The sequence below is a fragment of the Streptomyces sp. NPDC001493 genome, from assembly GCF_053597235.1.
In genome coordinates, this window is sequence record NZ_JBSFHV010000042.1 from 1 (window position 1) to 23008 (window position 23008).

The 23008-nt window shown below is 71.4% G+C and carries 24 protein-coding genes and 1 pseudogene; 5 read left to right on the forward strand and 20 right to left on the reverse strand.

What is annotated here, in order from left to right; translation table 11 throughout:
• Positions 1-156 (forward strand): annotated as a pseudogene (locus tag ACWCWD_RS35100) (electron transfer flavoprotein subunit alpha/FixB family protein); the annotation flags it as partial.
• A 132-nt stretch (positions 157-288) separates the two neighbouring features.
• Here ACWCWD_RS35100 and ACWCWD_RS35105 read toward each other — a convergent pair.
• Complete coding sequence (locus tag ACWCWD_RS35105) at positions 289-1221, reverse strand: SDR family oxidoreductase (protein WP_450779397.1); 933 nt, start codon at positions 1219-1221, stop codon at positions 289-291.
• A 125-nt stretch (positions 1222-1346) separates the two neighbouring features.
• Between ACWCWD_RS35105 and ACWCWD_RS35110 the strand changes: the two genes are divergently transcribed.
• Both ACWCWD_RS35110 and ACWCWD_RS35115 read left to right on the forward strand, forming a co-directional pair.
• Positions 1347-1910, forward strand: coding sequence for a TetR/AcrR family transcriptional regulator (locus ACWCWD_RS35110; protein WP_450779399.1), 564 nt, complete (start codon positions 1347-1349; stop codon positions 1908-1910).
• Entirely contained in the window at positions 1907-2041 is a 135-nt protein-coding gene (locus ACWCWD_RS35115) for a hypothetical protein (protein WP_450779401.1), read from the forward strand. Before ACWCWD_RS35110 ends, ACWCWD_RS35115 begins: the two co-directional genes overlap by 4 nt.
• A 60-nt stretch (positions 2042-2101) precedes the next feature.
• On the opposite strand, the gene ACWCWD_RS35120 is transcribed toward ACWCWD_RS35115, so the two are convergent.
• From ACWCWD_RS35120 to ACWCWD_RS35145, 6 genes are all read right to left on the reverse strand, one after another.
• On the reverse strand, positions 2102-2686 hold the full coding sequence (locus ACWCWD_RS35120; RefSeq protein ID WP_450779403.1) for a hypothetical protein: 585 nt from the start codon (positions 2684-2686) through the stop codon (positions 2102-2104).
• 257 nt (positions 2687-2943) lie between these two features.
• The gene (locus ACWCWD_RS35125; protein ID WP_450779405.1) at positions 2944-4041 is read right to left on the reverse strand and encodes an Ldh family oxidoreductase; all 1098 of its coding nucleotides are present in this window, start codon (positions 4039-4041) and stop codon (positions 2944-2946) included.
• Between the two features lie 19 nt (positions 4042-4060).
• Entirely contained in the window at positions 4061-5779 is a 1719-nt protein-coding gene (locus ACWCWD_RS35130) for a thiamine pyrophosphate-dependent enzyme (RefSeq protein ID WP_450779407.1), read from the reverse strand.
• 13 nt (positions 5780-5792) lie between these two features.
• Positions 5793-6653: an amidohydrolase family protein gene (locus ACWCWD_RS35135; protein ID WP_450779409.1), complete on the reverse strand. Its 861-nt coding sequence runs from the start codon at positions 6651-6653 to the stop codon at positions 5793-5795.
• Positions 6654-6763: 110 nt separating this feature from the next.
• Positions 6764-7963 (reverse strand): L-2-hydroxyglutarate oxidase, encoded by a 1200-nt coding sequence (gene lhgO, locus ACWCWD_RS35140; RefSeq protein ID WP_450779411.1) that lies wholly within the window; start codon positions 7961-7963, stop codon positions 6764-6766.
• Positions 7964-8036: 73 nt separating this feature from the next.
• On the reverse strand, positions 8037-9476 hold the full coding sequence (locus ACWCWD_RS35145) for an aldehyde dehydrogenase family protein (RefSeq protein ID WP_450779413.1): 1440 nt from the start codon (positions 9474-9476) through the stop codon (positions 8037-8039).
• Between the two features lie 238 nt (positions 9477-9714).
• Here ACWCWD_RS35145 and ACWCWD_RS35150 point away from each other — a divergent pair, with 238 nt between their 5' ends.
• Positions 9715-10002 carry a putative quinol monooxygenase gene (locus tag ACWCWD_RS35150; RefSeq protein ID WP_450779415.1) on the forward strand — a complete coding sequence of 96 codons (288 nt, stop codon included), beginning with the start codon at positions 9715-9717 and terminating at the stop codon, positions 10000-10002.
• A gap of 199 nt (positions 10003-10201) precedes the next feature.
• Here the strand turns inward: ACWCWD_RS35150 and ACWCWD_RS35155 are convergent, their stop codons facing one another.
• From ACWCWD_RS35155 to ACWCWD_RS35210, 12 genes are all read right to left on the reverse strand, one after another.
• Positions 10202-11239, reverse strand: a complete 1038-nt coding sequence (locus tag ACWCWD_RS35155; RefSeq protein ID WP_450779417.1) for a methionine synthase II (cobalamin-independent)-like protein — start codon at positions 11237-11239, stop codon at positions 10202-10204.
• 3 nt (positions 11240-11242) lie between these two features.
• Positions 11243-11722: a GlcG/HbpS family heme-binding protein gene (locus tag ACWCWD_RS35160; RefSeq protein WP_450779419.1), complete on the reverse strand. Its 480-nt coding sequence runs from the start codon at positions 11720-11722 to the stop codon at positions 11243-11245.
• Complete coding sequence (locus ACWCWD_RS35165; protein WP_450779421.1) at positions 11719-12510, reverse strand: alpha/beta fold hydrolase; 792 nt, start codon at positions 12508-12510, stop codon at positions 11719-11721. Before ACWCWD_RS35165 ends, ACWCWD_RS35160 begins: the two co-directional genes overlap by 4 nt.
• 25 nt (positions 12511-12535) lie before the next feature.
• Positions 12536-12907 (reverse strand): VOC family protein, encoded by a 372-nt coding sequence (locus ACWCWD_RS35170; protein ID WP_327178965.1) that lies wholly within the window; start codon positions 12905-12907, stop codon positions 12536-12538.
• Positions 12904-13740, reverse strand: a complete 837-nt coding sequence (locus ACWCWD_RS35175; RefSeq protein ID WP_450779423.1) for a fumarylacetoacetate hydrolase family protein — start codon at positions 13738-13740, stop codon at positions 12904-12906. Before ACWCWD_RS35175 ends, ACWCWD_RS35170 begins: the two co-directional genes overlap by 4 nt.
• Positions 13741-13746: 6 nt before the next feature.
• Positions 13747-15195, reverse strand: a complete 1449-nt coding sequence (locus ACWCWD_RS35180; protein WP_450779425.1) for an NAD-dependent succinate-semialdehyde dehydrogenase — start codon at positions 15193-15195, stop codon at positions 13747-13749.
• 137 nt (positions 15196-15332) lie between these two features.
• Positions 15333-16259, reverse strand: coding sequence for a VOC family protein (locus ACWCWD_RS35185; RefSeq protein WP_450779427.1), 927 nt, complete (start codon positions 16257-16259; stop codon positions 15333-15335).
• Positions 16260-16421: 162 nt separating this feature from the next.
• A complete protein-coding gene (locus ACWCWD_RS35190; protein ID WP_450779429.1) occupies positions 16422-17327 on the reverse strand; it encodes a LysR family transcriptional regulator in 906 nt (301 codons plus the stop codon).
• Between the two features lie 239 nt (positions 17328-17566).
• Entirely contained in the window at positions 17567-18508 is a 942-nt protein-coding gene (locus ACWCWD_RS35195; protein ID WP_450779431.1) for a sugar ABC transporter substrate-binding protein, read from the reverse strand.
• 95 nt (positions 18509-18603) lie between these two features.
• A complete protein-coding gene (locus tag ACWCWD_RS35200) occupies positions 18604-19617 on the reverse strand; it encodes an ABC transporter permease (protein ID WP_450779433.1) in 1014 nt (337 codons plus the stop codon).
• On the reverse strand, positions 19614-21152 hold the full coding sequence (locus tag ACWCWD_RS35205; RefSeq protein WP_450779435.1) for a sugar ABC transporter ATP-binding protein: 1539 nt from the start codon (positions 21150-21152) through the stop codon (positions 19614-19616). The genes ACWCWD_RS35200 and ACWCWD_RS35205 overlap by 4 nt, the downstream gene beginning before the upstream one ends.
• 38 nt (positions 21153-21190) lie before the next feature.
• On the reverse strand, positions 21191-21784 hold the full coding sequence (locus ACWCWD_RS35210; RefSeq protein WP_450779436.1) for a carboxymuconolactone decarboxylase family protein: 594 nt from the start codon (positions 21782-21784) through the stop codon (positions 21191-21193).
• Positions 21785-21970: 186 nt separating this feature from the next.
• Here ACWCWD_RS35210 and ACWCWD_RS35215 point away from each other — a divergent pair, with 186 nt between their 5' ends.
• Positions 21971-22378, forward strand: a complete 408-nt coding sequence (locus ACWCWD_RS35215) for a cupin domain-containing protein (RefSeq protein WP_386893468.1) — start codon at positions 21971-21973, stop codon at positions 22376-22378.
• Positions 22379-22448: 70 nt separating this feature from the next.
• Here ACWCWD_RS35215 and ACWCWD_RS35220 read toward each other — a convergent pair whose 3' ends face one another.
• A complete protein-coding gene (locus tag ACWCWD_RS35220; RefSeq protein WP_450779439.1) occupies positions 22449-22985 on the reverse strand; it encodes a hypothetical protein in 537 nt (178 codons plus the stop codon).
• Positions 22986-23008 lie beyond the last annotated feature (23 nt).

Consider the following 23008-nt stretch of genomic DNA (forward strand, 5'->3'; position numbering starts at 1 on the left):
CAGCACCGGGCGGGCATGCAGACCTCGAAGACGATCGTCGCGGTCAACAAGGACGCCGAGGCCCCGATCTTCGAACTCGTCGACTTCGGTGTCGTGGGTGACCTCTTCGACGTCGTGCCCCAGCTCACCGAAGAGATCAACGCCCGCAAGGGCTGAACACGCCTTCCCGGCGGCGGACGCGCGGGGAACGGCACCACGGCGACGGGCCGGGACCACGCGGGCAACCCCCGCACGGCCCCGGCCCGTCGCCGTCCCACGACTCCGGACACCCCTTCCGGTGGGCCGGGTTCAGGCGAAGTAGTGGCCGTCCTTCAGATCGGCGATCAGCCCGGGACGGGTCGGCTGCCATCCGAGCAGGTCGCGGGTGATCCGGGCCGAGGCGGGGCCGTCGATTCCCCAGAAGCCGCCGAGCATGCCGACGTACTCCCCTGCCTGTTCCGGGGTGACGGACACGGCGGGCACGTCCAGGTGCGCGGCGAAGACCTCCGCCACCTCCCGGATCGGCACACCCTCGTCGCCGACCGCGTGCAGCACCGACCCGGCCGGCGCGGACTCCAGTGCGAGGCGGAACAGCCGTGCGGCGTCGTCGCGGTGGACGGACGGCCAGCGGTTGGCGCCGTCCCCGACGTAGGCGGCGGCGCCCTTGTCGCGGGCGAAGCCGATCGCGGCCGGGACGAAGCCGTTGTCACCGGTGCCGTGCGTGGCCGGAGGGAGGCGCACGACGGAGGAACGGACACCGGAGCCGGCGAACGCGAGCGTGCGGTGGGCGTTGCCCAACCGTCCTTCTCCACCGCTGATCGGGCTCTCGCCGTCCCCCTCCTCGGCCAGTCCGTCGCGCTCGGTGGCGACGGCCCCGGGCGGGAGTCCGAGCACACCGAGGATGCCGGAGGCCACCACCAGGGGCTTTCCGGTACCGCCGAGGGCCTCCCCGAATGCCTCGATCGCGGCGCGGTCTGCGTCGGTGGCCCCCGCGTAGTCGCCGGAGAACGCGATGTCGTGCTTGAACGCGAGGTGGATGACTCCGTCGGACGAGGCGGCGGCGTCGCGCAGGGTGTCGAGGTCGTCGAGCGTCCCCGCCCGGACCTCGGCTCCGGCCTCTCGCAGTGCTTGTGCCGCTGCGTCGGAGCGGGCGAGCCCGACGACGGTGTGACCGGCGGCGAGCAGCTCGGGAACGAGCCCGCGGCCGACCCAGCCCGACGCTCCGGTGACGAAAACGCGCATGGGGAACCTCCAGGAAGGGGGCGTCCGCCGGGCGAATCCGCGGCAGGCGGCCCTTGAAGTCTGCCCCCATTCTTTGTACGGTCGTACTAGAAAAGTCAAGCGGCACCCGAGACCCGGAGGCATCGATGGCGGGGCGTCCCGTGGACCATGAGCGGCGGGCCGAACTGCTCGACGCGGTGGTCGACTTCACGGTGGAGCACGGGTTCTCGGAGCTGTCGTGGCGGCCCGTCGCCGCGGCCCTCGGGGTTTCGCCCACGACGTTGGTGCACCGCTTCGGCACCAAGGAGCAGATGCTCCAAGCCGTCCTCGGAAGGCTGCGGGAACGCATCTTCCGGGCCACCCGCGACACGGTCGGCCACCGGCCCGGCCTGGAGGCTTCCGTACGCGCGGTCTGGGAAAGGGCCTCGGACCCGCGGCAGGGCGCGGAGTTCAGGCTGTTCTTCGCGGTCTACGGGCGCGCGCTCCAGGCGCCGCAGCAGTTCTCGGACTTCCTGGACCACGTCGTGGCCGACTGGATGAACGCCCTCCGCGACGCGCAGGGCCCGGACACCGACCCGGCGGTGGCGACGCGCAGGGCCACCCTCGTGATCGCCACGGTCCGCGGCCTGCTGCTCGACCTGCTCGCCACCGGCGACCGGGACAGGGTCGAGGACGCGGCCGAGAGCTTCCTCGCGACTCTCGACGGATGACCGCGTCCGGCCGGATGACGGCGTCGGGCCGGATGACGGCGTCGGGCCGGATGACGATGTCCGACCGGGGCGGCGGCTTCCAGCCGGAGCCGGGCGGCACCGCTCCGGCTGCCGACGCGCGACCGCGCTGAGCCGTCGGCCCCCGCACCGTGGCACGTCGCCGACGGCCGCACCCTGCCGAAGAAGACCGGTCAGACGCGCGGCGGCAGAACCTCGACGATCTCGGCGACGCCCACGACCGGTCGGCCCTCGTGCATGGTGACCGGCCCGCCGGGTCGCAGGTGCCGCCACTCCCCGGGCCGCAGAGGGGCGAGGCGAATACCGGCGGTCTCCCCCGGTCCGAGCCGCTCCCGGGACTCCACCCAGAGCCTTGCCACGTACAAGTCCGGTACTCCGCCCGCGGTGCGGCTGCCGATGTCCCACAGGGGCCTGAGCTGCCCGTCCCCCGAGAAGGCGCTCCGCCGCCCGCCCTCGTCGACACCGAGCAGGGTCAGCGTGGCGCGGAAAGTGCCGTGCTCGGCTTCCCAGCCCCGCCATTCGTACCACCGGCGCCTGCGGTCGAGCATCATCTGCCGGGCGGCCTCCGCAAGCATCCGCCAGAAGGCGACGGGCGCGGGACGGGCATCCGCGATCTCGTCCAACATGTCGAGCGCCATCTCCCACTCCTGCAGCCCGATCGCCTCGCGGACGTCCTCGGCCGTCCAGCCGCTCTCCGTGACGACGTCCTCGGGCAGCAGGCCGACAGCCCGGCGGACCAGTGTGAACGCGTCATCCATGCACCAGATCCTCCGTCGAAACGGCGAGGGAACCAAGCGGAGCAGAAGGCCGAGTGGTCCGACGGGCCCGAGAACTCCACCGGCCGCGCGCGTGCGGCTGGTGACGTCCGGAATTCGGGAACCCCTGCGACCGCTCCCGCCGAAACACTGCCGGACGCCGCACGCAGGCCGTGGAGGACCCCCCGCACAGTGAGGTCCTCCACGGCCCGATCGGGAGCGGCGGAGCGGAAGCCCGGGACGGGGCACCCGCTCCTCCCTCAGCCCGCCGCCACCGGCTCCGGCGGAACGACGCCGAACTCGGCCGCGCGCTCAGTGAGTTCGCGCCAGACCTTCGGGGCCACCGGCAGGCCCTTCTCGCCGCGCTCGACGGCCAGGGCCGCGCTCCGCTCGCCGGGGTAGAACACGCCGGAGGCGTCGTCCGCGCGCGGCAGGCCCTTGAGGGTGGTCAAGGTGGCGTCGACGGCGGCGGTGAAGCCCGCCGGGTCGCCGAACGCGGCCGGGTCCAGGGCGATGAGCAGCGCGTTCTGGCGGTGCTTGCGGCCCTTCGGGTCGTCCGAGTGGAAGGAGGCGAAGATCGGCGCGCCGACGAGCACGCTGGTGAGCAGTTCGAAGGCGATCGACATGCCGGAGCCCTTGGCGCCTCCCAACGGCAGTGGCATGACGGCCTGTTCGGGGTCGGTGGTGGGGGTGCCGTCGGCGGTGGCCGCCGCGCCTTCGGGGAGCGGGGTGCCGCTCGCCCTGGCCTGGCGGATCTTGCCGAGGGCGATGGTGGCGGTGGCCATGTCGAGGACGAGCGGCGCGTGGGCGTCGGCCGGTACGGCGATGGCGAGCGGGCTGGTGGCGACGGCGGCGCCCTTGACGCCGGTGTAGCCCATGTTGGGCATGCCGGAGACGAACCCGATGCCGATGAGGCCCTGTTCGGCGATCTTCGAGACGTAGTAGCCGATGGCGCCGGTGTGGACGGTACGGCGTACGGCGACGGCGGCGATGCCGTTCGTACGGGCCCGGCTCACCGCTTCGACGGCGGCGGCGGTGAGGGCCACCGGGCCGGGCGCGTGGTCGGCGTCGATGACCGTGGCGGCCGGGGTCGACGATTCGACGGTGAGCTCGGCCTTGGCGTTGGCCACGCCCTTGGCGAGCAGGTCGAGGTAGGCGGGGACGCGGGCGATGCCGTGCGATTCGACGCCGCGCAGCGCGGCCCAGACGAAGACGTCGGCGGTGGTGCGGGCGGCTTCGGCGTCGAGGCCGCCCTTTTCCAGGAGGGCGGCGGAGAAGGTGCGCAGGTCCTCGGCGGGGACGAGGACCTTGCCCGGCTTGGGGGCGGGCCGGTCGGTCGTGGTGGGGTGGTCGGTCATGGTGGCGGTGCCTCCTGGGTCAGCGGGTGACGAGTACGTCGACGACGGCGGCGGTCCCGTCCGCGACGGCCTTGAGCGCGCGCTCCAGCGCGGGCGCGAGGGCGTCGGTGGTGTCGACCGTCTCGGTGTGCATCCCGAAGGGCTCGGCGAACGCGGCGAGCCTGGGCAGCCGGTGCAGGTCGGTGCCGAGCCATTCGCCGGTCTCGGCGGCGGCGCCTTCGGGGTAGAACCTGCGGTGGTTGAGGTTCATCGACTTGTAGACGCGATTGTTGAACACCACGATGAGCAGCGGTAGTTGGTATGTCCTGGCGGCGTCGTACGACTGGATCACCGGGTTGTAGGTGAAGGCGCCGTCACCGACCGTGAGGACCACCGGCTTGTCCTGGGCCGCGAGTTTGACGCCCAGGGCGACCGCGATGCCCTGCCCGAGTCCGCCCTGTACGTAGAAGTAGGAGTCGGGCGCGGAGGTGCGCAGATGGCGCTTCACTATGCGGCTGTGGGTGATGGTCTCGTCCACGACGATCCCGCCGGTCCCGTCGAGCAGCCGGCGCAGGGTGGCGGCGACCAGGACCGGGTCCACGCCTTCGCTCTCCTCCGCCTTCGCCTCGGCGGCGGCGACGGCCGCCTGTTCGGCGGCGTACCTCTCCTCCTGCGCGGCGCGGCGCAGGGCGACGGCGGTGCGTTGGTCTTCGGTGAAGTCCTTGGCCCGCTTGACCAGTTGGCGCAGGGTGTTGGCGACGTTGCCTTCGAGGTAGGCGTCCGCGAAGAGCACCTGGTAGACGATGTGCGGGCGCTGCGGGACCTCGTCGATGACGATGATCGTCGCCTTCGAGGGGCGGCGGCTCGGCGGGTAGAAGGGGACGCGGCAGTTGACCAGGAGGATCAGGTCGGCTTCGTCCATCCAGGGGCCGATGTCGCTGCCGGCGTGCAGCGGGTGGGTGCGGGGGAAGTTGCCGCAGACGGCCGAGTCGGGTTCGACCACCGGGATGTTCCACGCCTCGGCGAAGGCGAGGAGCGCCTCGAAGCCGCCGGCCTCACGGCCGGCCGTCTCGGTGACGATCACCGGGTTCTTCGCCTCGCGGATCAACTGGGCGACGGGGTCGACCTCTTCGGGCGAGCTGTGGGTGGAGCCGGGCGCCACGATCGGCTTGGCTCCCCGGCCGTCCCACTCCTCCAGGAGGATCTCCAGGGGGATGTTGAGGTAGGCCGGGCCTGCCGGTGCCCGCCAGGAGAGTTCCGCCGCCCGGGCGATCATGGTGGGCAGGGTGTGCACGCTGGCGGCCTCGGTGGCCCACTTCGTGAAGGGCTGGGCGACGCCGTGCGGGCCACCCACGATCGAGAGGTTGCGGTACCACTGGCCGCCCGGGTCCTGCCCGGGGCCGTCGCCGTAGGTGCTGGACTCCGAGGAGGTGACGACCATGGGGACGCCGGCGAGCAGCGCCCCGTGGATCGCCATGGAGCCCTGGAGCAGGCCGGGGGCCGCGTGCAGGAGGACTCCCTGCGGGCGGCGGGTGACGAGGCCGTAGCCGGTGGCCATGCCGACCGCGACCGTCTCGTGGGTGAGGTCGAGGTAGTGGGGGGCCGGGTCACCGTCGCGGTGACGCCGGGCCAGTGACTCCCACACCGGGGCCCATTCGGACCCCGATGAGCAGAAGAGGTAATCGGCGCCGACGGCGTTGAAGGCGGAGACGACGGCGTCACCGCCGTCGACGCCTGGCGTGTTGCTGCTGTCCGTCATCTCAGGTGTTCCCTCAGCCCTCGACCGGCCAGCCGAGGACCTCGCTGATGCCGCGCCCCATCATCCATTCGAGCTCTTCGGGGGTGAAGTCCCAGTGCTTGGTGAACTGCTCGATGGTGTCGGTGTAGGTGATGCCGTGGCCGAGCAGGCGGGTGATGTCGGTGCCGTAGAAGCAGCGCTGCGGCCCCATCTTGTCGACCATCTCGCGGACGTACTTCTCGATGTTCTTGTTCGGGAAGGGCTCGGTGGAGTAGCCGGGCAGGGCCGAGACCTTGACGTAGATGTTGGGGTACTGGGCGAGGTCGGCGGTCTCGGAGACCCAGTAGCCGATGGCGTCGTCCACGCAGCGGGCCATGATGCCCATGTGGTCGATGATGATCTTCAGCTCGGGGTGCTTGGCGGCGATCTGGCCGAGCTCGCGCTTCCAGATGGGCGCGTGGACCATCGTGGGGACGCGGAGCTCCTCGGCGATCGGCCAGTACCAGTCGTTGGTGCCGTCGATCATCCAGTTGCGGTCCTGCGGCCGGTGGAAGGTGAGGCGGGTGCCCTTGATGTGCGGGTTCTGCGCGAAGTCCCGCAGCATGGCCGTGCCCTCGGCCTCGTTGTCCTGGGGGACGCGGGCCATGATGCCGAAGCGGTCCGGGTGGGCCTCGCAGGCTTCGAGGGCGTAGTCGATGCGGTTGCCCTCCCACGACGGGGGGAGGATGAGGGCGCGGTTGACGCCGGCCTCGTCCATCAGCTCCAGCGCCTCCTCGTAGCTGAAGGCTTCCTCGCGGTGGCCGTTGAGGCGGATGCGCTCGCGGGCTCCGGGGACCCAGGGGCGGTCCGGGGCCTCTTCCTTCCAGATGTGGATCTGGGTGTCGACGACGAACATGGGGAGCCTCTTCCGTTGCGGGGTGGGGTGGTGTGCGTCAGACGTTAGAGCTGGTGGGAGCGTTTGCTAAGACCCCTGGAGCGCAAGCAGTTGTTGCGCGAACCGGCAGCTCACGCCGGGCCGAACACGGCCTTCGTGATGTGCTCGGCGATGGCCATGGAGGCCGTGGCGGCCGGCGAGGGGGCGTTGCGTACGGCGGTGACGCGGCCGAGCCGGTGGATGCGGAAGTCGTCCACGAGCGTGCCGTCCGGGTCGAGTGCCTGGGCGCGTACGCCGGCTCCGCCGGGGACCACGTCGGCGGCACCGACGCCGGGGACGTACGCCCCCGCGTCCTTCATGAAGGCCCTCGTGGAGAGCGAGCCCCGGTACTCCCTGATGCCGGTCCGCCAGTGCTGGGCGGCCATCCGCCAGGCGCCGGGGTAGGCGGCGAGCCGTGCGAGGTCCTTCACGGAGACGTCCGAGAGCCTGTATCCCTCCCTGGCGAGCGCCAGGACGGCGTTGGGGCCGACCTCCACCGAGCCGTCGACCCGGGGGGTGAAGTGCACCCCGAGGAAGGGGTAACGCGGGTCGGGTACGGGGTAGATCAGGCCGCGCACGAGGCCGGCGCGCTCCGGTTTGAGCAGCATGTACTCGCCCCGGAAGGGGACGATCCTGGGCGCCCTGTCGTCCCGCGCCAGGCGGGCGACGGAGTCGGACTGGAGGCCCGCGCAGAGGATCAGCCGGTCGACGCGTACGCGTTCCTCGCCCGAGGCGACCTCGATGCCGCCGGTCACCTCGGTGAGCGAGTCCACCGCGAAGCCGAGCCGCACCTGGCCGCCCGCGGCCTCGATGTCCTCGGCGAACTGGCGGGCGACGGCCGGGTAATCGGTGATCGCGGTGCGGGGCGAGTGGAGGGCCGCGATGCCGCCGGCGTGCGGCTCGATCTCCTTGATCCCGTCCTTCGAGATCTTCCGCAGGTCGGGCACGTGGTTGTTCCTGGCCCGGTCGTACAGGTTCTCCATGCGGCCGAGTTCGTCCTCGCGCACCGCGACGACGAGCTTGCCGGTCTCCTGGTACGGCAGCTTGCGGTCCTGGCAGTACTCGCGCAGCAGGGCCACGCCCCGTACGCACAGGTCGGCCTTGAGGCTGCCCGGGGCGTAGTAGATACCGGCGTGCACCACGCCCGAGTTGTGTCCGGTCTGGTGGACCGCGACCTGGCGTTCCTTCTCGAAGACCACCACGCGGGTGCCCGGGCGGCGCAGCGCGATCTCGCGGCCCGTCGCCAGGCCCACGATGCCTGCTCCGACGATGCCGATCGTTTCGTCTGCCATCGGCATCCTCCTTTCTTGCTGGTGACGCTGGGTGCAACTGGGTGGAACCCGATGATGCCTGCGTGTCCGCGCCTCAGGAACCGAAGTGGAAGGCGACGGTCTTGACGCGGGTGTAGAAGCGCAGGGCTTCGGTGCCCTGCTCCTTGAAGGCCGAGCCGGAGTCGCGGAAGCCGCCGAAGGGGTGGTGCACGTCCCAGCCGGTCGTCGTGGTGTTGACGGCGACCTGCCCGCAGTCGGCCTCGTCGGCGAAGCGGTGGGCGGCGCGCAGGTCGCGGGTGAAGAGGGCGGCGGCGAGTCCGAAGTCGGAGTCGTTGACCTCCTCGACGGCCTCGTCGAAGCCGTCGACGGCGCGGACGACGACGACCGGGCCGAAGACCTCCTCGCGCCAGACGGCCATCTCGCGGGTCACGTCGCCGAGAACGGTCGGCAGGACCCAGCAGCCGTGGGCGTACGCCTCGTCCTTCGGGGTGTCGCCGCCGGCGAGGACGGTCGCGCCCTCCTGGACCGCGCGCGCGATGTCGGCGAGGACGCTCCGGCGCTGGCCGGTGCTGACGAGCGGGCCGACGGAGAGGGTGGCGGTCTCCCGGGAGCCGAGCCCCAGGGCGGCGACGGCGTCCAGCAGCAGACCGGTGAACTCCGCGTACACGGACCGCTCCACGAGGACGCGGCTGGTGGCGGTGCAGCGCTGGCCGGTCTGGCCGAACCCGGCGGCGATCACCGCCTTCACGGCGGCCGTCAGGTCGGCGTCGGCGAGGACGACGGTGGCGTTCTTGCCGCCCAGCTCGCCCTGGAAGCGGACGTTGCGGTCGGCCAGCGAGCGGCGGATGGACTCGCCCACGGAGTTGGAACCGGTGAAGGTGACGGCGGCGATGCGCGGGTCCTCCAGCAGCGGGGCGGAGATCGAGCCGCCGCGGCCGGTGACCACGCCGACGACTCCGGCGGGCAGCCCGGCGTCGTGCAGGGCGCGGGCCAGGTGGAGCGCGGACATCGGGGTCTCGGAGGCCGGCTTGAGGACGACCGCGTTGCCGGCGGCGAGGGCGGGGGCCAGCTTGCGGGCCGGGGTGAGCAGCGGGTCGTTCCACGGGGTGATCGCGAGGACGGTGCCGAGGGGCTCGTGGTGGAAGCTGGTGCGCGTCCCGGGCCGGGCGTCGTGGACGAGCGTGCCGTAACCGGTGCGGGCGAGTCCGGCGTAGTACTCGAAGAAGTCGGCGGCCTTCTGGACCTCGCCGCCCGCCTCCTGGAGGGTCTTGCCGTTCTCGGTGACCACCGCGTCGGCGATCCCGTCGGCCCGCTCGCGGAGCAGCCGGGCCGTCTCGTGGAACACCCGGGCCCGCTCGAAGGGGCTGGTGCGCCGCCAGAGCGCGAACCCCTTTTCGGCCTCGTCGTACGCGCGGGTGACCTCCCGGGCACCGAGTGCGGGGACCCGGGCGACCGGGGTGCGGGTGTCGGACGGGTCGTGGACCTCCAGCCACGCGTCGGCCGCCACCCACTGTCCGCCGAGAAGGGTTTCCATGGTGCGCATCTGGATCATTGCTCCCGTCCGACCGCGGCTGCTGCGCGCGGTGTACAGAGGTATCGGCGTGGTCGTCACGACAACACAGCAAGTCCGCGGGGGTGACCAGGCCCGCGGCGGCAGACATTGCTTGCACTCCGCGCACGGGCCCCCGCGCGTCGGCTGTGCTGGAATCGGCACCGCTGAAGGCCCTGATGAGGGCCCTCACGAAAGCCCTGACGAAGAAGGAGGCCGCACCATGGCATTCGCCGTGATCGCCCACTACGCCTGTGACCCCGCCGACGAGGACACGGTGCGCGCCGCGCTGCTGAAGATGCGCGCGCACACGCTGACCGAGCCGGGGAACCTCGGGTACGAGGTGCACGCGGAGGTGGACCGGCCGGGCGGGTTCGTGCTGTACGAGCGGTACGCCGACCGGGCCGGCTTCGACGCCCACGCGGCGGCGGACTACTTCGACGAGCTGATCGTCAGGACGGTGCGGCCGCTGCTGACGGACCGTGCGGTGACGTTCGCTCAGGTGCTGTAGCCCGTTCGCGGGCTGGGTACGGCGGCGGGGGCCGCAGTCCGTTGGTGGGCGGGTACGGCGGCGGGGGCCGGGACGCGGAGGCGTTCTCCGGCCCCCGCCGCCGTGGGCTGCCGCGCGGGCGAGCGGTCCGCCCGCCCGCGCCCGCGTGACAGCCCCCGCCGCCGTGGGCTCTTCCTGCTCCCCCGCCGCCGTGCGCGGGTCAGAACTCGTTGCCCCAGCAGTACCGGGCGAGGGTCTCCACCTGGACCAGCTTGCGGTGCTGGTCCTCGGCGCTCAGCAGCGGGCGGGAGGCCACGTCCGCGAAGCCCCGGGAGGGCGAGAGCGCCATGTCCTCCAACTCCTTGACCTCGGCCGCCGCGTCGATGCGGGCCATCACCGCGTCGATCTCCTCCATCGCGGCGGTGGTCGCGTCCACCGCGCCGAGGCAGGCGTCGCGGTCCTCGGGGAGGGCGCGCAGCAGGTCGAGTTCGGCGCTGGTGCCCCGGTCCAGGGGCAGCACCCAGCGGTCGGCGGGGACCGCCGCGTACAGCCGCTCGGCGCGGGCGCGGTCCACCGCGCGGGGTGCGGCCCAGCCGGGCGCGACGGCGATCCGTACGCCCTCCGGGCGCTCGTCGAGCCGCACCGCGAGGGCCTCCACGGCGAGGGCGTCCTCGAAGGAGAGCGCGCCGCCGGCACCGGGTTCGGTGGCCGTGTGGGCGAGCAGCAGCGGGTTGTTGAGCTGGATCAGCCGCACCCCCTTGGCGACCAGCAGCCGGATCTCGGCCCGGATGATCTCCGCCAGGGCCTCGCCGAGTTCGCGGGCGGAGGCGGGGCCGCCCGAACCGGCGAGCTCCGGGTCGAAGGTGGTGGCGGCGAGGTACGCCGGGGAGGGCAGCGCGACCTTGGGCGCGACGACCGTGAGTTCGCCGAGCAGGCCGGCCCACTCGGCGACCAGCGGGCCGTCGGCCTTGGGGAGGGTTTCGGCCACCCAGTGGGCGAGGCCGTCGTGCTCCCCGCCGGTACGCCGGAATCCGGTGACGCCGTCGAGGACGGCGCTGCGGAAGTCCTCGCGGGGCAGGTCGCCGTCGGTGACGACGGTGGAGCGCAGCCGTCGCTGGAAGACCACGGCCTCCTTGACGGCCGCGCGCTCGGCCTCGCGCAGGCTCTCGGCGTCGGCCTCCGCGCGGGCGGCCAGCAGGGCGGGCGGCCGGACCAGGCTGCCGTGGTGGTCGATGCGGTAGTTGAACGTGTCCGCCATGGTTCAGGCGTCCTTTCCGGCGGTCGTGACGGGCTTGCCGGAGACGCCCCAGGCGGCGAACTCCAGTTCGTAGCCGAGGGCGGAGAGCGTCTCGTCGGCGATCAGCTGGTCCTCGTCGGCGGTGCCGCCGGCGATGCCGAGGCCGCCGATGATCTCGCCGTCCCTCTTGATGGTGACGCTCCCCTCGGTGGCGAGGATGGGCATCGCGGCGCCGGGGAGCTGGGAGAGCTGGGAGAAGAACACCGGCTGGCTCTCCTGCCACTTCTTCAGCATCTTCCCGGGGCGCTGCATGATGGCGGCGGTGTACGCCTTGGCGCGGGCGATGTCGGGGGTGAGGGGGCGGGCTCCGTCCGGGCGGCGGATGGCGACGGGGAAGCCTCCGGCGTCCACCACGGCCACGCTCACCGCCTTGCCGAGGGCCTGGGCCCGCTCGTGGGCCTCGGCGATGATCTCTTCGGCGGCGGCGAGGGTGAGGGTGCTCATGCGGCTTCCTTCGGGGCGGTGAGGGTGCGGCGCAGCCGGGCGATGGCGGCGTTGTACGGCTCCGGGGTCTCCCAGTACATGGAGTGCGGGGCGCCCGGGACGATCTCCAGGTGCGAGCCCGCAACGAGTTCGTGGGCGCGGGTGACCGTCTTGACGCTGAGTACCGCGTCCTTCTCGCCCGCGAGGAAGGCGACGGTGACGCCCGAGTCCCGTATCTCGTCCAGGCCGGGGCCGTCGGTGTCGAGGTTGCGCAGGTCCTGCATGGTGGCGGTGTTGAAGGTTCCCATCTGCTGGAAGAGGAAGGTGAGGTCCTTCCGGTCCTGCTGGAACTCCTTGGTCAACAGCCGGTCGATGACGGGGAGTTTGACGGCTTCGGCGCGGTCGGCCGCGGCGAGTTCCGTCAGCTCGGGGTGGCTGATGCCGCCCAGCGAGTGGCCGAGGACGACGGCACCGACGCGTTCGGGGCGTACCAGGCCGGCGCGCAGGGCCGCTACGGAGCCGATGGACTGGCCCACCAGCATGGCGTCGGTCAGGTCCTCACGGTCGAGTACGGCGACGACGTCTCCGTAGAAGGCCTGGCCGTCGAACTCGGTCTGCGGGGCGGACAGTTCGGTCCGGCCGAATCCGCGCAGGTCGAGGGTGACGACGGTGAACCCGTCGCGGAGGGCGGCGACTTGCTGCCACCAGGCGGCGTGGTGGCCGCCGGAGCCGTGGACGAACACGATCGCCGGGCCGCTGCCGTGGCGCTCGTAGTAGACGGACGCTCCGTCTGAATCGACGTAGGGCATGGAAGGGTCTCCTCGTCGTGGCGGTTCAGTTGGGGCGCTTGCCGTGGAACACCAGCTCGATCATGGTGTGGTCGGGGTCGTGTATGTAGCAGAACTTCGACTGGTTCTCGGGGCGTTCGATGGGGCGGGTGTGCCGGATGCCCAGGTCGGCGAGGTGCTCCATGAAGTCGTCCCAGTCGTCGACCTCGACGGCGAAGTGGTAGGGCGCCATCCGGTCCATGTCCTCGACCGGGGTGAAGTGGAGGTCGAAGTTGCCGCGGGTCATCAGCACCACGCGGGTGTTGGACTTCGGCATGATCCGCTTCATCCCGAAGACCCGGGCGTACCACTCGGCGGTCCGGTCGGGGTCGGTGGTGGGGAAGTTGACGTGGTGGATGTAGCGGGGTTCCTTGCTCACGGGGTGCTGCCTTTCGGGGAGTTGGGGTGCGAACTCCGGTCCGCGCGGGGGTGGTCGGGCTCGGCCAGGACGGTGTTCGACAGGACGCCGATGCCGCTGATCTCGACGTCGACCGTGTCGCCCGCCTCGATCTGGCCGGTGGACTCGGCGCCCATCCACAGCACGTCACCGGGGTGCATGGTGATGTGCCGGGTGATCTCGACCATGAAGTCGTAGGGGTCGAAGACCATGTCGCCGGTCGGGAACAGGGCGCGGGTCTCGCCGTTGACGCGCAGGGTGGTGGTCTGCGCGAGGGCGTCGACGTCGGTCTCGATCCAGGGGCCCATCGGCTTGAAGGTGTCGCTGTTCTTGGCTCGCCAGAAGGTGCGGTCCTCGTGCTGCCAGGTGCGGGCGCTGACGTCGTTGCCGATGGTCCAGCCGAAGACGGCGTCCCTCGCCTGCTCGTACGTGGCGTGCCTCAGCGTCCTGCCGACGACCGCGACCAGCTCCGGTTCGGCCTCGAACCGGCCGCGTACCCCGGCGGGTTTCACGATCGCCGTGCCGTGGCCGGTCAGCGCGTTGTTGGCGCGGTATCCGGCCTCGGGGCGTTCGGGCACGACTCCGGCCTTGTCGCCGAGCAGCCGGGCGTGCTCGATGTGGCGCGGGTAGTTCATGCCGGCGGCGTAGAAGACGGGTGGGACGACGGGCGGCAGCCAGTCGGCCTCGGCGAGCGGGATGGTGCCGATGACGGTGGGGTCTCCGTCCAGCGGGGAGTCGGAGAGCAGGCGTACGGAGTCGTCCTCCACGCGGCCCCAGACGGCCCGGCCGCCCACCCGGACTCGGGTGTATCGCATGGCGGTTCAGTCCGTCAGCAGGTGGGAGACGCGCTTGGTGACCAGGTAGGCGTCCAGGCCCTCCGGGCCGCCCTCGCGCCCGTAGCCGCTGGCCTTGACCCCGCCGGACGGTGCCTCGTGGACGGATCCGCCGCAGTGGTTGATGGAGAGGATGCCCGCCTCGAACTCGCGGGTGAGGCGCTCGGCGGTGGCGGCGGAGCGGGTGAAGCCGTACGCGGCGAGGCCGTAGGGCAGCGAGTTGGCGATCCGCAGGGCCTCGTCGAGCTCGCGGAACGCGACGATGGGCGCGATCGGGCCGAAGGGCTCGTCGGACATGAGCGCGGCGTCCTCGGGAACGTCGGTGAGGACGGTGGGGGCGAAGAACCAGCCCGCGCGGTCGAGGCGTTCGCCGCCGGTGCGGATCTTCGCCCCCTTGGCGACGGCGTCGGCGGTGAGCGCCTCCATCGCCCGCAGCCGGCGCTCGTTGGCGAGGGGGCCCATGGTGACGCCCTCGTCGAGCCCGTCGCCGACGACGACCGCCTCGGCGGCGCGGACGAACTCCTCGGTGAACTCCTCGACCAGGCTCTCGTGGACGAGGAAGCGGCTGGGCGAGGTACAGACCTGGCCGGCGTTGGCGAACTTGGCGGCGGCGGCACGGCGCGCGGCGGTGACCGGGTCGGCGTCGGCGCACACGATGACCGGTGCGTGGCCGCCCAGTTCCATGAGGGACGGCTTCATCTCGGCCCCCGCGGCGGCGGCGAGCAGCTTGCCGACCGGCACCGAGCCGGTGAAGGCGACGAGCCGGATGGCGGGGTGCGCGATGAGGTGGGCGGAGACCTCGGCGGGCTCGCCGAAGACGAGGTTGAGCACGCCCGCGGGCAGCCCGGCGTCCTCGAAGCAGCGGACCAGCGCGACGGCGGTGCCGGGGGTCTCCTCGGAGGCCTTGATGACGAGGGAGCAGCCGGCCGAGAGCGCCGCGGCGATCTTCCGCATCGGGGAACCGGCGGGGAAGTTCCACGGGGTGAAGGCGGCGACCGGGCCGATGGGACGGCGGCGGACGGAGAGCAGGGTGCCGTCCTCGGAGGGGATGATCCGGCCGTAGGCGCGGCGGGCGTCGTCGGCGTCCCAGCGCAGGGCGCCGGCGACCCGCTTCGCCTCCCCGGCGGCTTCGCGCAGCGGTTTGCCCTGTTCGCGGACCATGATGCGGCCGACCTGGTCGGCGCGGGAGACGAGCAGGCCGGCGGCCTCGTGGAGGATCGCGGTGCGCTCGGCGATCGGGGTGTCGCGCCAGCGCGCGAAGCCGGCGGCCGCCGCTTCGGCGGCGCGGTCGAGGTCGGCGGTGGTGGCGAGCGGGACGTGTCCGATCACGGTCCCGGTGGCCGGGTTCACGACCGGTACAGTCGCTCCGGCCCCGCCCTCGCACCATTCGCCCGCTATGTACATGCGGATGGCGGGGTAGTCGTCGTGGGTCGTCATGGGTGCGTGTGCCCTCTCACGCTCGGCGGGGTGGGTGTAGGGAGGCGGCAGGGTTCCGGGTGCCGGGAGGCGGTGGGTGCCGGTGGACGGCGGGCGCCAGGAGGCCGCGCGTGCCGGGATGCGGCGGCGCGGACCTGTCAGGAGGCGGGGTTCCCGGCGGTGTCACGGGAGGTGCGCAGGGTCCAGATGTGGTGCGGCGGGGTGGTCTCGTGGACGCGGGTCTCGTACGAGGCGTCGACGCGGTCCATGTCCGCGGCGTACTCGACACGGCCGCCGCAGGGGGCGTGGACGAAGCGGAAGACGTTGGAGCCGACGGTGTGCCGGCCGAGCCTGCGGGCTTCCTGCCAGCCCTGGGCGATCATGTGGTTGCCGCCCTCGATGACGTCGTCGAACCCGGGGACCTCGTAGCTGACGTGGTTGACTCCGGCCCGGTCCGGGCGGTGGCAGAGCAGGAAGTTGTGCTGGTCGTCGTCGCCCTCGCACTGCATGAAGGTGCCCATCGGCTTGACGACGTCGGTCGCCCGGAAGCCGAGCCGGTCGAGGTAGAAGGCGACGGCCTCCTCCTGGCCGGCCTTGGGGATGTTGAGGGCGACGTGGCACATGCGCAACGGCCGGACCTGGCCGACCGGTTCCAGCGGGGTGTTCCAGCGCCGCACGCTGCCGGAGACGTTGGCCTCGCGCGGTCCGTCGGCCGTGCCGGGCGTCTTCGGGCGGGCGAGGGCGAGGCCGAGGCCGAAGCCTGTCTCGTCCCGGGTGCGATGCACCCCGTCACCGGTGAGGGTGACTTCGCGGTCGACGGCGACCCGGGCGACGAGCCTCGCCAGTTCCGCCTCGGTGTCGACGCCCCAGACCACCTCGCGGAGGGTGGGGCCCTCTTCCAGGGCGGGCGGCAGGGACGGGTCGGGGGCGGTGTCGAGGTGGAGCGTCTGGCCCACCAGGGTCTCGAACGTGGCGCGGGTACCGGTGCGTGAGACCGGGGTCAGCCCGAAGTCCGTGAAGAAGCGGACGCACGTGCCGAGGTCGTCGATGCCGTAGGTGACCGACTCTATTCTCTGAATTCCCATGAACTCCTCGTTCCGCGGGCCGCGGACGCTGGACGCGTGACACCGGCCCGGTCAGCCTAGGAATCGGGACGCACGGCCTCAATGCCCCGGCATTTCGGATGATGCAATCATTTCTTGCGCGGACGGTCGCGTCGTCCGGTTGCCGCCGAGTGGGTTCGGGCCTCACATGGCGGGAATCGGGTTCTCCGAGAACCACTTGGCGAGGAATTCGAGGAATACGGTCACCTTGCGCGGAGTCTCCTGGCCGGGGCCGTAGATCGCGTACAACGGCCGGTCGGGCACCGCGAGTTCGGGCAGCAGCACCCGGAGCGCGCCGGAGAGCAGGTCGTCGTAGGCCGGCCGCTGCGGGAGCAGGGCGATCCCCCGGCCGTGCACGGCCGCCTTCTGCAGCGCGATGTAGGAGTTGGACGAGAACGCCACGTTACGGATCTTGTGCAGGGTGCTCGCGTGGCCGTGCCCGACGCGCCAGACGGGATCGTTGACGTGGACCAGGCAGTCGTGGACGGCGATGTCGTTCGGGTGGCTCAGCGTCCCGTGCTTCTCCAGGTACTTCTCCGAGGCGCACAGCACGAAGGGCAGTGAGGCGATTTTCTTCAGCCGAACACTGGAGTCCCGCAAGTCGCGCGTGTGGAAGGCGATGTCGAATCCGCCGTCCAGGAAATCGTAGGTGCGGTCGGAAATTCCACCCAGCTCGAAACGGACGACGATTTTCGGATGGGCGACGGAGAACGCCGATATGGCGTCACCGAGATCGAGGCTGCCTATCCACTTCGGACAGATGATGTTGAGCGACCCCTCCGGCCGGTCGTGGAGCTGCGCGATGTGCGAGTCCTCGGCGGAGATCTCCTCGAGGATGCGCGCCGCGAACTCCGCGTAGCGGAGTCCGGGCTGGGTGAGGCTGACGGAGCGGGCCGTGCGGTTGACGAGGCGGACCCCGATCTGGCGTTCCAGTTCCGCGACGTGGCGTGAGATGAGTGATCCCGAGGAGCTCAGCGCTTTGGCCGCCCCGCTGAAGCTGCCGATGTTGGCGACGGTGACGAAGCTGCGCATGAGGAGCAGACGGTCCATGGTGGTACCTCCGGCCGTTGACGGCCCCGGCGGTGGCCGGGCCGTGTGCGGCGGGTTGTGCGGGTGGAGCCTCCGCGCGGCGCTCCGGAACGGGATCACTCAGTGGGTGCGCGGAATGGGGTGTGCGTGCCGGAACGGGGCGTCTCGGAACGAGGTGGGTCGGACGGTGTCGCGGGCCCCGGTGCCCGGATTCTGCCGGTGGCCCCCGATCGCCCGATCGGAGGTCGCCCGGCGCGGACTCAGGGGCAGTACTGCGGAGCCTTGTCCAGGTTGTCCTTGGTGACCAGCAGGATCGGCGTCTTGTCGATCTTGCTGATCTTCTTTTTGTCGAGCAGTCCTATCGCATTCGTCACCGCAAGGGAACCCGTGCTCATGGCCGAGTTCGCCACGGTTGCGGAGAGTTCGCCCTTCTCGACCCCTTCGAGACCCCGGTCGGTGCCGTTGACGGTGACGATCTTGACGTCCTTGCCGGCCGCCGTGAAGGCCGTACGGGCGGCGAGCGCCATCTCCTCGTTGGCAACGAAGGCGTAAGCGAGGTCCGGGTGCGCCTGGATCATGTTCTCGGCGACGTCCTTGGCCTTGGCGGCGTTGAACATGCCCGGCTGGTTCGCGACGACCTTCGCGGTGGCGGGCAGCGCCTTGGTGAATCCGGCGACCAGCATGTCGGAGGCGGCACCGGGGGCACCGGCGATCACGCCGACCTCCACGGACTTGCCCGCGGCGTCCTTCTCGACCCAGCCGGCGTCCAGCGCGCCGACCGCGCCCAGGTCCACGACGACCGCGCCGAGGATCTGGGAGGGGTCGTCGGTGACGACGGAGGTGAGGAAGATCGGTATGTTGGCGCTCTTCGCCTTGGCGATGTCGCCCTTGAGCGCGTCGACGTTCACCGTCTGCACGATGAGCGCGTCGACGTTGCGCGAGATCATGTCCTCGATGTTGGACAGTTCGGTGCCGGGGTTCTGGTGCGAGTTGGCGGTGTAGATCTTCGCGTCGCCGTTCTTGGCCGTGTCCTCCACCGCCTTCTGGAGGCAGGTGTGGAACTCGGTGTCACCGCCGTTGACGAAGCCGAGGGTGACGGAGTCGCCGCCCTGGCCGGACTGGCCGCTGCAGCCGCTGAGAGCCAGCGCGGCTCCCACGACGGTGGTGGCCAGCACTCTTCGCGGGTGGGTGGACAGGCTCATGGTGTGTCGCCTTTCGTGGCGTGCGTGGGACATCGGTGGCCGTGCACGGAGGGTGGGCCGCGGTACGGGGGTCCCGGACCGCGTCACCGGGTACGTCAGGGGCGGGACTTCTTGTGGAGCTGGTTGGCGATCGCCGCGATGAGCAGGACCGAGCCGACCGAGATCTGCTGGAAGTAGCTGGAGACCTGAAGCAGGTTCAGGGCGTTGGCGACGACGCCGAGCAGGACGACGCCGAGGGCGGTGCCGACGACGGTTCCGCTGCCGCCGGCGAGCGAGGTCCCGCCGATGACGACGGCGGCCACGGCGGTGAGCTGCAGGGTGAGGCCGCCCGTTCCGGGGCTGCTCGCGCCGAGCCGGGACAGCAGCATCAGCCCGGCGAGTCCGGCGAGGGTGCCGGCCAGCCCGTAGAGCAGGAGCTTGTTCCGGTTGACGCCGATGCCGCTGAGGCGGGCGACGTGTTCGTTGCCCCCGATGGCGAACGCGTCGCGGCCGAAGACGGTGAACCTCATGACCAGACCGGCGGCCACCAGCACCAGGACCGCCACGATCAGCAGGTAGGGGATGCCGAGGATCTTGCCGTTGCCCAGCGAGGAGAGGTGGGTGCCGATCGACACGCTCAGACCGTCCAGGACGAGCAGCGCGACCCCGTCCAGCAGGGTGGCCGTCGCCAGCGTGGCGACGAACGGTGCCACGTTCGTGTAGGTGACCACGAGCCCGTTGACCAGGCCGATGAGGGTGGCCAGCGCGAGCGAGACGACGACCGTCACCGCGGTGGACTCGCCGTGGGCCAGCATCTGGGCGGCCACCGCCGTGACGACGGCCGCGTTGCTGCCCATCGAGAAGTCCATGCCTCCGGCCGTCATGAGCAGGGTGAGACCGGCGGCGAGCACCGCGGACACGCTGACCTGGCGGAGGATGTTGATGAGGTTGGTCGAGGTGGCGAACGAGTCCGTCTCCAGGCTCGCGAACACCACGACGATGATCAACACCGCGAAGAGGCCCGCGTGCGGGACACCGAAGAGGGACCGCAGCGAGGTGCGTGACCCGGAAACGGTGTCCGGGGCGCCTTCCTTCGCTCGGGGCTGTACCGGGGGTGCTTCGAGGCTCACGTGCGCTGTCCTCCGAGGGCGAGGGCGACGAGTTGGTCGCGGGTGATGGTGTTGACGTCGTGTTCGGCGACCGCCCGTCCCCCGCTGACGACGATCACCCGGTCGGCCAGCCGCATGACCTCCTCGGCGGAGGAGGAGGCGAGCAGCACGGCGACGCCGCGTGCGGCGAGGTCGTCGACGAGGGTGTGGATGTCCGCGATGGCCGCGATGTCGACGCCGTTGGTGGGGTCTTCCAGGAAGCAGGCGACGGGCGCGGTCTCCAGCCACTTCGCCAGCAGGACCTTCTGCTGGTTGCCTCCCGAGAGGCGGCCGACGGCCGGGTTGCGGGTCAGGGAGACGACTCCGTAGCTCTCCCGCCGCGGGGCGGCCCGGCGGGTGAGCGCGGACCGGCGCTGGAGGCGGCGCCGCTCCAGGCGGTCGCTGGCCAGCATCAGGTTCTCGTCCAGCGAGAGTTCCGGGATCAGGCCGAGGGCCCTGCGGTCGCCGGTGACGCAGCGCAGACCGCTGGCGAGCGACCGGGATATCCGGCCGAAGGGGACCGCCCTGCCGTCCACGCTCATCTCGCCGGAGTCGGGTCGCCGGCGGCCGGAGAGCAGGTCGAAAAGGCGGGACTGCGCGTCGCCGGCGGGGCCGAGGACGGCCACGATCTCGCCCTTGCGCACCTCGACCGCGAAGTCCTCGATGGTACGGCCGTGCGTGAGCCCCCGGACCGCGAGGCCGGTCTCCCGTGAGGGCGCGGGGCGTTCGGGGCGGGTGGAGACGACGTCCCGGCCCACCATGGCGCGTACCAGCCCGGCGGCGTCGGTGCCGGCGGCCGGCCCGCTGTGCACCACCGCGCCGTCCCGCAGCACGGTGACGTGGTCGGCGACGGAGAGCACCTCGTCGATGTAGTGGGAGATGTAGACGACGGCCATGCCCTCGTCCCGCAGGGTCCGTACCAGCGCCCTGATCCGGTCGGCCGCCTCGGCGCCCAGACAGGCGGTCGGCTCGTCGAGGATGAGGACCTTGCCGCCGCGCCGGACCTCGCGGGCGACCTCGACCATGGTCTGCTCCGCGACGGTGAGCCCGCCCGCGGTCCGCTCCACGTCGATGGCGATGCCCAGGTCCGCGAGGGCCTTGCGGGCCTGCTCCCGGACCGACTTCCAGGCGACGAACGCGCGGGGGGCGGGCAGGTCGCCGAGGAGGATGTTCTCGGCGACGGTCAGCTCCATGACCAGTTCGCGGCGCTGGGGCACGGTCGAGATGCCGAGCCGCCGGGCCTGGCGCGTCGACAGCCCCGGCTGAGGCTGCCCGTCGATCTCGACGGTGCCGCCGTCCGCCTGATGGACTCCGGCCAGCACCTGGACGAGGGTGGACTTGCCCGCCCCGTTCATCCCCATCAGGGCGTGGATCTCGCCCGGCCTGATGTCGAGGGAGACCCCTTTGAGGGCGGCGGCCCCGCCGAAGCTCTTCCTGAGGTCGCGGATGCGGACCACCGGCTCCCGGGGCGCCTCGACGGTGGTGGTGGTGCGGTGCGGCGCGGTACTGGGTGTCATGTCACAGCTCCCCTCGGTACGTCGGTCGGCGGGCGGGGTCACGGCTGTGACCGCTCCCCGTCACCGGCGACGCGGGCGAAACCGCGGATGTCGGGGAACGGCGGCTCGCGGTCGGCCTGGAGATCCACCTGGAAGGTGTTCAGGCACATGCCGAGCATCGTGAAGTTGCCCAGCGAGCCGATGGCGTCGACCAGGCCCTGGGAGCCGAAGTGCCGGTGGGCGGCGGCGAAGGTCTCGTCGGAGACGAAGTGCTTCTCCAGCACCTCCTGGCAGAAGGTGTAGAAGGCGGTGTCCGCCTCGTCGTCGAACTCCGGGGTGCGCCGCTCGGCGATCGCCTCCACGGCGGCTGCCGGCACGCCGGCCTCGACCGCCGCCTTGACGTGGGCGTTCCAGGAGTACTGGGCGTCCCAGTTGCGGGCGGCCATCAGGAGGGTCAACTCCCGCAGATGCTTGGGCAGGTCCGAGTCGAACCGGACGAACGCCCCGAGGGACTCCACGCGTTCGCAGAGTTCGGGGCTCTGGAGCCAGACCCGGAACGGTCCGCGCACCCCGCCACGACGAGCGGTGATGCGGGCGTGGAGCTCCTGCTGGTGCTCGTTCATCTCTTCGGTACGGAGAACGGGGAGGCGCATGGCCGGTCCCTGCCTTTCGATCTGCGACACAAACTCGAAATGTGCGATGGCAGCAGACCGTACATCCGGCTGGTAGAGGCTCACCCTTCTCGGAATGCAAGGTAAAGGTGCGCATCCGGGGGCTCTCGGCGGGGCCCGTTTCCCATAACGTCGGACGACGCCTCTCGCCGTCGAAAGGGTTTGCGCATGAGCGTCATCGTCAAGGCCGCCTCCGTCCCGCTGCTGGACCGGGGAGGTTCGATCGTGACGACCCCGCTGGTCACGACCGTCTCGGCGGCCGGCGAGAATCTGATCACCAGCGGAATGAGCGTTTATCCGGTCGGTTCCGGGGCGCCGATGCACTCGCACAACTGCGACGAGCACGTGACGATTCTCGAAGGAGAGGCGGAAGTGGTGGTCGAGGGCTCCGTGACGCGTTTGGAGCGCTACGACACCACGTACGTCCCCTCTCCCGTCCCCCACCTCTTCCGGAATGTCGGCGACACTCCGCTGCGCATCCTGTGGGTCTATACCTCCGGGACGGTGACGCGGACGTTCACCGACACCGGGGTGACGGTCGAACACCTCTCGGCGGAGGACCAGATGGGGCGCTGAGCGGGAGGCGTCCAGCCGCGTACGAGCGGGGCGGCCCGGCCGGGGCCGCCCGTACTCCCGGAGGCGGCTCCTACTCCGCGTCCGCGCGCGACAGCGCCTCGGAGATCAGCCGGGTGGCGAAGTCGGGGTCGTCGGTGATGCGGTTGATGTGCTCCGCGAGCAGGAACGCGGTGGCTTCCAGCGGGTTCATCTCCACCTGGGCCCACTCCCCGAACTGGTTGCGCCAGAGGCTGGGGCTCAGTCCGGTGGCGGCCGCGATCACCAGGCCCGCCATGGTGGGAATGGTCTCGGGCCGGACGCTGATGGGCATCATGCGCATCGTGGCCACGAGGTTGGGCACCACGTACTCGACGACGTCCTTCTCGTGCTCCTCGTGGGCCTTCCGCAGCCACGTCATGAACATGTAGATCAGCGTGCACGCGCCGTCCAGTACGTCCCTGGCTCCGTCGGGCCCCAGGGAGGCGAGGAACTGGTCGCTCAGTTCCCGCTGTTCGGGATCGGTCTCGCCGTCGCGGTCGCGGACGGTCTTCAGCCGCGAGTCGATCATCATGAGCGCCGCGCCCACGTCGCCGGCGGGGGCGTGCTCGGGGTCGTAGAGCGATGACACAGAAGTCCTCCTCGGGGGGCCGG

Excerpts from the sequence above, each read along its gene's own strand:
- ACWCWD_RS35130 (WP_450779407.1), bottom strand. The coding sequence starts at position 5,779 with ATGACGGACAGCAGCAACACGCCAGGCGTCGACGGCGGTGACGCCGTC.
- ACWCWD_RS35160 (WP_450779419.1), bottom strand. The coding sequence starts at position 11,722 with ATGAGCACCCTCACCCTCGCCGCCGCCGAAGAGATCATCGCCGAGGCC.
- ACWCWD_RS35105 (WP_450779397.1), bottom strand. The coding sequence starts at position 1,221 with ATGCGCGTTTTCGTCACCGGAGCGTCGGGCTGGGTCGGCCGCGGGCTC.
- ACWCWD_RS35205 (WP_450779435.1), bottom strand. The coding sequence starts at position 21,152 with ATGACACCCAGTACCGCGCCGCACCGCACCACCACCACCGTCGAGGCG.
- ACWCWD_RS35150 (WP_450779415.1), top strand. The coding sequence starts at position 9,715 with ATGGCATTCGCCGTGATCGCCCACTACGCCTGTGACCCCGCCGACGAG.
- ACWCWD_RS35175 (WP_450779423.1), bottom strand. The coding sequence starts at position 13,740 with ATGCGATACACCCGAGTCCGGGTGGGCGGCCGGGCCGTCTGGGGCCGC.
- ACWCWD_RS35155 (WP_450779417.1), bottom strand. The coding sequence starts at position 11,239 with ATGGCGGACACGTTCAACTACCGCATCGACCACCACGGCAGCCTGGTC.
- ACWCWD_RS35125 (WP_450779405.1), bottom strand. The coding sequence starts at position 4,041 with ATGACCGACCACCCCACCACGACCGACCGGCCCGCCCCCAAGCCGGGC.
- ACWCWD_RS35120 (WP_450779403.1), bottom strand. The coding sequence starts at position 2,686 with ATGGATGACGCGTTCACACTGGTCCGCCGGGCTGTCGGCCTGCTGCCC.
- ACWCWD_RS35215 (WP_386893468.1), top strand. The coding sequence starts at position 21,971 with ATGAGCGTCATCGTCAAGGCCGCCTCCGTCCCGCTGCTGGACCGGGGA.
- ACWCWD_RS35135 (WP_450779409.1), bottom strand. The coding sequence starts at position 6,653 with ATGTTCGTCGTCGACACCCAGATCCACATCTGGAAGGAAGAGGCCCCG.
- ACWCWD_RS35210 (WP_450779436.1), bottom strand. The coding sequence starts at position 21,784 with ATGCGCCTCCCCGTTCTCCGTACCGAAGAGATGAACGAGCACCAGCAG.
- ACWCWD_RS35190 (WP_450779429.1), bottom strand. The coding sequence starts at position 17,327 with ATGGACCGTCTGCTCCTCATGCGCAGCTTCGTCACCGTCGCCAACATC.
- lhgO (WP_450779411.1), bottom strand. The coding sequence starts at position 7,963 with ATGGCAGACGAAACGATCGGCATCGTCGGAGCAGGCATCGTGGGCCTG.
- ACWCWD_RS35195 (WP_450779431.1), bottom strand. The coding sequence starts at position 18,508 with ATGAGCCTGTCCACCCACCCGCGAAGAGTGCTGGCCACCACCGTCGTG.
- ACWCWD_RS35185 (WP_450779427.1), bottom strand. The coding sequence starts at position 16,259 with ATGGGAATTCAGAGAATAGAGTCGGTCACCTACGGCATCGACGACCTC.
- ACWCWD_RS35180 (WP_450779425.1), bottom strand. The coding sequence starts at position 15,195 with ATGACGACCCACGACGACTACCCCGCCATCCGCATGTACATAGCGGGC.
- ACWCWD_RS35165 (WP_450779421.1), bottom strand. The coding sequence starts at position 12,510 with ATGCCCTACGTCGATTCAGACGGAGCGTCCGTCTACTACGAGCGCCAC.
- ACWCWD_RS35115 (WP_450779401.1), top strand. The coding sequence starts at position 1,907 with ATGACCGCGTCCGGCCGGATGACGGCGTCGGGCCGGATGACGGCGTCG.
- ACWCWD_RS35110 (WP_450779399.1), top strand. The coding sequence starts at position 1,347 with ATGGCGGGGCGTCCCGTGGACCATGAGCGGCGGGCCGAACTGCTCGAC.
- ACWCWD_RS35145 (WP_450779413.1), bottom strand. The coding sequence starts at position 9,476 with ATGGAAACCCTTCTCGGCGGACAGTGGGTGGCGGCCGACGCGTGGCTG.